Genomic DNA, 1,665 nt, shown 5'->3' with positions numbered 1-1,665 from the left:
CAGGACTTATGCAGTTCACGAGATTAACTGGCAAGTGTGAGAATCTATGCTTGAATAAACCGGCCACCAAGACATAGCAAGCTCAGGTGGCCAGAATTGTGAAATAAGGGTTGCAAAACGGCGAACCTCTGTGTCAAAATCAATATAGATTCGCTCAGATCCCTTGTGGCATCTGAAACGAACCTGGCAACGAGTGTGGAAGAAGCCGCTAACCATTTGGCCGTGGGTGCAGCTTTCATCACTCGTTTTTTCTTTGTTTACACACCATAAGGCATAGGAAAGCAAGGTTTCAGCAGCAAATATCATTTCAAAATGCGCAATTTGGTGCGCCTCCGAAGTCGAGTGGCATTCCTCGAACCCAAGCTCCTGCTTGGCCATGCGAAAGAAAACCTCAATACGCCAACGTTTGCCATAGACAGCAAGCGCTTCTCGAGGAGCGTCGAAACGGTTGCTAATCAGTAGGTACGCGCCTTTGTAGGTCGCAGTATCCTCTTCGTTGTTATCGTGGCCGTCTTTTGTCTCGTCCTCTTTTATTCGAATAGCCGCAACGGCTGCGATCGGCACAAGACGGTTCTTTGTCGTTGCTTTTCCTTTACGCCCAATGGTTTCATCGGGCAGTTTCATATAAATGCCTTCAATCGCAACCGCAGCCAGCCCGCTGCCAGTGGCCAGGCATTTGTAAGATTCCGCGATGAGCTGCCGCGGAGATACAGGAACAAAACGCTCACGTTTGCCTGGCACTTGGATTCTCCGGTAGAGTGCTGTGTTCCGCTTAGCCTTGGTCACCCAATCGAAAGCGTTCGCCTCTAGAAATACAAAAAAGTCTTTACATAAATACCATCGGTCCATGGCGACCCATAATCGGCACGAAACAGACTCGCGCAGCATAAGCAGCATCTGCTTGGCAAGATCCAGCTTCGTAAGTACGGCCCCATCCTCTTTGGGCTTGCGCCAAATGCTGTAAAATAGCGGATACTCTAGCCCATTCTGCCGTACAGCTTGCAGCACGACGAGGTTCATGCACCAACCATATGTCTTGCTGGAAGCATCAAACAGCCAAGACAGAAAAGGCAGCTGCTTCGCATAAGGATGGGCGATATGAGTATCATCAAGATTAATGCAATCGCCTTCGTGCAAAGCAGTGTCAACGTCGGCTTGCAGTCGCTGAACACGCTTCTTGCTAAAAGACCGCCATGCAAATGGCGTCGTCAGGAAGCGGCTAAGTGTATACTGCGCCAGTTTGTAGGGCTTGAACATCAACGCCAGAAGAGCATCTTTGCCAGCAAGCTGGGACATTTGGTTAACCGATGAGCAACCCGAAACCAAACCGATCACATACATAAAACAGAGCATCCAAGATGGCGCGCCACTTCGCTTAACGATTCCGCTCTGAGTAAGCAATAAAGAGAAATCGAACCGATCCCATAACGTGCGCAAAAGAGGCGCACCAGCACACTCTCCGTGCATGAGCTTCCGAAAACGCGGTTTTTCTAACGTTGGCTTCAAAAAAATCACCTAAAATCCTCTAAGATATACCCCGTTAAAAAGGTATCCTTCGCAATTATTTAGGCGACTTCTATTTGTCAAGTGTTTTATCTTGTTTTTAGCTAGAAATCTATTGAACTTTTGTCCTTACAGTTGTTGGGGCGAACTGCATAAGTCATG

At 48.1% G+C, this 1,665-nt stretch carries 1 protein-coding gene; it reads right to left on the bottom strand.

Annotated features, from left to right (window positions below; all coding sequences use genetic code 11):
• Positions 1-15: 15 nt before the first annotated feature.
• Positions 16-1,437 (bottom strand): transposase, encoded by a 1,422-nt coding sequence (locus GON22_RS25885; RefSeq protein ID WP_202113501.1) that lies wholly within the window; start codon positions 1,435-1,437, stop codon positions 16-18.
• Positions 1,438-1,665 lie beyond the last annotated feature (228 nt).

The sequence above is a fragment of the Paenibacillus sp. MMS18-CY102 genome, assembly GCF_009789195.1.
GTDB lineage: Bacteria > Bacillota > Bacilli > Paenibacillales > Paenibacillaceae > Paenibacillus_T.
This window is presented reverse-complemented; position numbering and strand designations above follow the sequence as displayed.